This is a genomic window from Candidatus Roseilinea sp. NK_OTU-006 (assembly GCF_012931985.1).
In the GTDB taxonomy this organism is placed as follows: Bacteria; Chloroflexota; Anaerolineae; order J036; family Brachytrichaceae; genus JAAFGM01.
This window is the reverse complement of the sequence record NZ_JAAFGM010000083.1, coordinates 1-2,973: the sequence shown is the minus strand read 5'-3', so window position 1 is coordinate 2,973 and position 2,973 is coordinate 1. Positions and strand designations below refer to the sequence as shown.

General features: G+C 64.1%; 3 protein-coding genes. All 3 read left to right on the top strand.

What is annotated here, in order from left to right; genetic code table 11:
- Window positions 1-694: sensor histidine kinase (locus GXH28_RS15525; RefSeq protein ID WP_169239925.1), on the top strand; the 694-nt coding region annotated here is incomplete at its 5' end.
- A gap of 96 nt (window positions 695-790) precedes the next feature.
- Window positions 791-2,224, top strand: coding sequence for an NfeD family protein (locus GXH28_RS15520; protein WP_169239924.1), 1,434 nt, complete (start codon window positions 791-793; stop codon window positions 2,222-2,224).
- A gap of 1 nt (window position 2,225) precedes the next feature.
- Window positions 2,226-2,973, top strand: a 748-nt coding sequence (locus GXH28_RS15515; protein WP_169239923.1) for an SPFH domain-containing protein, incomplete at its 3' end; no start/stop codon positions are given.

Below are 2,973 nucleotides of genomic sequence, written 5' to 3'. Positions count from 1 at the left end.
GGCGGGACAGATCGCCCGCTACCGGGCCGGGCTGCGCCGCTACCTGGGGGCAATGACGCAGTCGCAGGAAGAAGAGCGGCGGCGCATCGCTCGCGAATTGCACGATGAAACGACACAGAGCCTGCTGGCCGTCAGCCGCCGCCTCGAACTTTATCAGGCCACAGAGCCTGATGACGCGCGGAAGGCCGAGCTGGCGCAACTGCAGGCCACGGTGGCCGACACATTGCAGGGCGTGCGACGCATCAGCCGCGACTTGCGCCCGCCGGTGCTGGAAGATCTGGGCCTGGTGCCTGCTTTGCAGGCCCTCGTGCGCGCCGCACGCGAGGGCGAAGGCGCCGTGCCTCAAGCCGATTTCACCGTGTCGGGGCAACCGATCGCGCTGCAAGCCGAGCAGGAGCTGGCGCTGTATCGCATCACGCAGGAAGCGCTGACCAACATCCGCAAGCATGCGCATGCCACCGGCCTGCGCGTGAACTTGACGTATCGCGCCACGGCCGTGCAACTGGATATCGGCGATGACGGCAAGGGGTTCGAGGTGCCCCGACCGCTGTCGGAGCTGGCGCAACTGGGCAGTTTCGGACTGATGGGCATTCAGGAGCGCGTGTGGGCCATTGGCGGAACCCTGATCGTCCATTCTGAACCGGGGCGCGGCACGCATCTGAGCGTGGTGGTACCCGTGAACGGGCGGCGATGACACTTCGAATCCGCAGTTTCGCTTATCCCGATTGCGCGCTTCCGCGATTGAACGCCCAAAGTGTGCACCCTACACTCTTCCATCACATGGTTCACGATGGAGAACAGCCGCATGATCCGCACGGCGGCCCGCACCCTCGTTCTGATCGGGCTGACCTTGGGCCTTGCCCTGATCCAGGCCGACCACGCAGGCGCCGCAACACGGGCACCAACGGCCGGCGATCGTTCGCCGCGCATTCATCTCATTGAAGTCACAGGCGTCATCAACCCACTCACCACGAGCTATCTGCAACGCGCCTTGGCCGAAGCTGAGCGCGACTCCGCCGAGCTGGTCATCATGCGCCTGGACACGCCGGGCGGCCTGGACGCCGCGATGCGGGAGATGACTCAGGTCATGCTCTCGTCGCCTGTGCCAGTCGCGGTGTATGTCTCGCCCGCCGGGGCGCGCGCAGCATCCGCCGGCATGTTCTTGACGCTGGCCGCTCATGTGGCCGCGATGGCGCCCGGCACCAACATTGGCGCGGCACACCCCGTTGCACTTGGCGCAGAAGTAGACGAGACGAGGATGCAAAAGATCGCTCAGGACGCCGCCGCCATGGCGCGCTCGTTGGCTGCAGCGCGCGGGCGCAACCCGGAGTGGGCGGAACGTGCCGTGCTCGATAGCATCTCGCTGACCAGCGCAGAGGCGCTGCAACATGGCCTGATTGATCTCGTGGCCGCAGACATGGATGATTTGTTCGTCCAGCTCGACGGGCGGCTCGTCAACACTGTGGCTGGCCCTGTTGCACTGCGCACTGCCGGCGCACAGACGGTTCCGGCGCCGATGAACTTCGCCGAGCGCCTCCTGCACATCGTCACCGACCCGAACATCGCGTATCTGTTGCTGAGCCTGGGCGCGATCGCGCTCGTGATCGAGTTGCAGATTCCTGGCTTTGGCTTGCCGGGCGCAGTGGGCGTGATTTCGCTGGCGCTGGCGTTTGTGGCGTTCGGCAGCTTGCCGTTGAACTGGGCGGGCATCGCGTTGATCGCCCCAGGCATCCTCTTGATCGTCGTCGAGGTGCTCTCGCCCGGCTTTGGGGCACCGGGTCTGGCCGGGATTGCCTTCTTCGCACTTGGATCGCTCATGCTGTATCGGCCTTTCACTCCGCCCACGCCCACGATGCCGGTCGTTGCGGTCAGTCCGTGGCTGGTTGGGGGTGTCACTGCCAGTGTTACGGCGTTCCTCTTCCTGGCTGTGGGGAAAGGGCTGCGTGCCCAGCGCCTACCCGTGCTCAGCGATGCCGCGCAGCGGTTGGCGGGCGCTGAAGGATTCGTACGCACCGAAGTGGGGCGAGCCAACGCCGTTGGCGTCGTGCAGATCGGCAGCGAGACCTGGTCGGCAATTGCCGATGCGGCTGAAGACGGCGCATTGCCCATCCGCGTCGGCGAGAGAGTGGCAGTCGTCGGTGTGAAAGGCATCGCACTGCGTGTGCGGCGGGTAGGCACGCCTGGGCCGGATACAGATGTCAAGCAAGGGAGAACAGGAGGGTAATATGCTCGATACGAATGTACTGGTAGTTTTGCTGCTCGCTTTGGCGGTCGTCGTGCTGCTGACTTCGATGATCAAAATCGTGGCCGAATATCAACGGCTGGTCGTGTTTCGGCTCGGTCGCGTCATCGGTGCGCGCGGGCCGGGGCTGGTATGGCTCATCCCGTTCGTATATCGCCCGGTCTGGCAAGATTTGCGCGAGTTCGTCATCAACGTGCCGCCGCAGACCTGCATCACGAAGGATAACGCGCCGGTTTCGATTGACTTTTTGATCTACCTCAAGGTCGTTGACGCCATTCCGAGCATTGTCGAGGTCGAGGACTACAAAGCTGCAGCGCAAGGCATCGCCATGACGACGCTGCGCGCAGTCGTCGGCGATTTGAATCTGGACGACGTGCTCGCCAAGCGCGATCAGATCAATCAGGTGTTGCGCGTCAAGATGGACGAGGTGACGGCGCGCTGGGGCATCAAGGTGACGATGGTCGAGATCAAGGAGATCGAACCGCCGCGTGATGTGCAGGACACGATGACGCGACAGATGTCGGCAGAGCGCAATCGCCGCGCGGCAGTGACGGAGGCCGACGGCCGGCGCGAAGCAGCCATCAAGGTTGCCGAGGGCGAGAAGCACGCTGCCATTCTGAAGGCCGAAGGACAGCGACAGGCGCAGATTCTCTCGGCGGAAGGATATGCGCTTGCCCTGGAGAAGATCGAAGCCACGGCCAACGCTATCGGCGCTAAGACCATGAGCCTGC

Coding starts and splice junctions, on each gene's coding strand:
- GXH28_RS15520 (WP_169239924.1), top strand. CDS start 791: ATGGAGAACAGCCGCATGATCCGCACGGCGGCCCGCACCCTCGTTCTG.